At 74.2% G+C, this 1,422-nt stretch carries 1 protein-coding gene; it reads right to left on the reverse strand.

Features of this window, described 5'->3' with window-relative positions; genetic code table 11:
- Positions 1-1,422, reverse strand: a 1,422-nt coding sequence (locus EAO71_RS36360; protein WP_147982063.1) for a transglycosylase domain-containing protein, incomplete at both ends; no start/stop codon positions are given.

The following is a 1,422-nucleotide window of genomic DNA, read 5'->3' on the forward strand; positions in this document are numbered from 1 at the left end:
GGGTGGAGCCGGCGGTGCGGGGTGGTCGGGTGTCCGTGTTCGTGGCGGGGGAGCCTGCCCCGGTGTCGCCGCGGGTCCTGTCCGTCGTGCCGGCGCCGTCCTGGCCGCCCGGGCCGCGCTGGGGCTGGTGGGGGCGTGCGGGGTGCTGCGGTCCCTGGGCCTGCTCGTCCTCCGCGTCCTCCTGCTCCTCCGTGGGGTCCTCGGCCCGACCGTCCGTGAGGTCGGGGCGCGCCGGGTCCGGGGCGGGCGGTTCCTCGGCGCCTTCGCCGAGTTGGAGCTCGAAGTCCTTGGGTTCGGTGCCCGCCAGTGCCTCCCGGGTGAACTGGGCCCAGATCTCGGCGGGTGGGCCGCCGCCGTTGACGCGGGCCATGCCGAGTGCGCCGTACAGCGACTTCTGTTCGCCGGTGTCCGGGTCCTGGCCCATCATCGTGACGACGGTCGCCAGGTCGGGGGTGTAGCCGGCGAACCAGGCGGCGCGGTCCTCCTCGGCGGTGCCGGTCTTGCCGGCGGCGGGGCGGCCGGCGGCGCGTGCCGCGGTCCCGGTGCCGGTCTCCACCACGCCGCGCAGGACCGCGGTCGTCGTGTCGGCGGCCTCGCGGGTGACGACCTGGGTGCTCTCGGCGTCGGGCAGGTCGAGTTCGTGGCCGTCCTTGCTGATCGAGTCGACGAGGGTGTAGGCGCCGTGCCGGCCGTGGTTGGCGAGGGTGGCGTAGGCCTCGGCCAGGTCGAGGACGCTCGCGGTGGCGGGGCCCAGGGCGATGGAGGGGGAGGCGTTCAGGTCGGGTGTGGTGGCCGGCAGGCCGAGGGCGACGGCGGTGTCCCGGACCCTGCCGGGGCCGACGTCGACCGCCATCTGCGCGTACACGGCGTTCACCGACTGGTCGGTGGCGGTGCGGACGGTGATGTCGCCGTAGGAGGCGTCGTCCTCGTTGGCGGGGTCGTAGGGTTCGCCGGGCCAGCCGTCCACGAGGCGGCGGTTGGTGCCGTCGTAGTAGGTGTTCGGGGTGATCGGGCGGCCGTCCTGGGTCTGTGCGGCGGTCTCGACGGCCGCGGTGAGGACGAAGGGCTTGAAGGTGGAGCCGACCTGGTAGTCGCGGCGGGTGGCGTTGTTGACGTACTGGCGGGTGTAGTCGATGCCGCCGTAGAGGGCGAGGACGCGTCCGCTGGCCGGGTCGATGGCCGCTCCGCCGACGCGGACGTAGCGGTCGGTCGGGTTGCGTGCCGGGTCGAGCCGGGAGGTGACCTGTTCGTGGACGGCGGCGACGAAGGCGTCCTGCTTGGGTTTTTCGAGGGTGGTGGTGATCCGGTAGCCGCCGCGGGCCAGGGTTTTCTCGTCGATGGTGCCGGTGCGGCTGAGGTGGTCCTCGACGGCCTGGACGATGTAGCCGCGCTGGCCGGAGAGGCTGGTCGTGGGGCGGGCGG

Origin of the sequence: Streptomyces sp. MS191 (assembly GCF_008042125.1) — a bacterium.
Lineage (GTDB): Bacteria > Actinomycetota > Actinomycetes > Streptomycetales > Streptomycetaceae > Streptomyces.